This is a genomic window from Prevotella sp. TF12-30, from assembly GCF_003436715.1.
GTDB classification, from domain to species: Bacteria; Bacteroidota; Bacteroidia; order Bacteroidales; family Bacteroidaceae; genus Prevotella; species Prevotella copri_A.
On the sequence record NZ_QSQJ01000016.1, the window covers coordinates 72,809 to 73,810 of the forward strand.

Sequence of the window (1,002 nt, forward strand, 5' to 3'; positions counted from 1 at the left end):
TATATTGAGTGTAGGCTGATGCCCAATATGCCTCCTGCAAGCACCCTATATGCCGATATCCGAAACCATCTTTCCTGGTGTTGCTACACTCTCGGGGAGTGGGTGATTTTTATGCTACCATCTCGGCGAGAAACAGCTTATTTCATTTCATCCGAGTTGAGTATGGTGATGGTCTTGCCCTCAATCCTGATGGCACCCTTCTCCTCGAATTCAGAGAGGCAGCGGAGGAGCGAGAACTTCTGGATGCCGAAGATATCTGCCATTTCCTGTCGGCTGACATCCAGCCGGATGGTTCTGCTCTGCTGTTCGGTAGCCATCTTGATGAGGTATTGCGCCACCTTCTCCTTGACGGAGAAAAGGGAGAGCATGCGCATTTTCTGCGAAAGGAAGATATCTATCCTTGACAGGTGCTGGATGAAGTTCCAGCGTATGCGCTCATCAGTATCTATCAGCAGTTTCAGTTCAGAAGGCCTCATGCGCAGGAGGGTAGTCTTCCTGCTTGTCTCCACGCTTACGGGCATCTCGTTATTATGTGCGAATATATAGGCAGGGGCTATCAGCATCGATTCTCCCAGCCTATCTATCTGGGCCTGCTTGCCCGACAATCCTGACATGCGGGCTATCATCTCCCCCTCGACAATGATGTCGGCATATCTGCAGGGCATTCCTGCCAGCACATAGGTTTCCCTGGCAGCAAGCTCCACCATCTGGTAGCTTACCATCGACAGTGCCTCTCTGATTTCCTCTGGAGTAAATCCCTCAAACACCGTGCATTTCTGCAAGGTAACGAATATTGATTCTTTCATACATTTAAGTTTTATATTCAATAACGCATTTTCTCCCGATTTATTGTTCGCTTCCTTTAGAATCTTGAAGGCAGAATCTCCGCACGCCCTATAAGAGTAGAATCTTACTAGCTAAAGCTCTGGTAATAAGCAAGAAAAATACGAAAAAACTTTGTTGTCTTAAAATAAAGTCGTAACTTTGCAGCTGAAAATTAAT

Annotated in this window: 1 protein-coding gene; it reads right to left on the reverse strand. The window is 46.8% G+C overall.

Translation table 11 applies throughout. The annotated features are described in order from the left end of the window. Window positions 1-137: 137 nt before the first annotated feature. A complete protein-coding gene (locus DXD25_RS08065) occupies window positions 138-806 on the reverse strand; it encodes a Crp/Fnr family transcriptional regulator (RefSeq protein ID WP_117662780.1) in 669 nt (222 codons plus the stop codon). Between the last annotated feature and the right edge of the window lie 196 nt (window positions 807-1,002).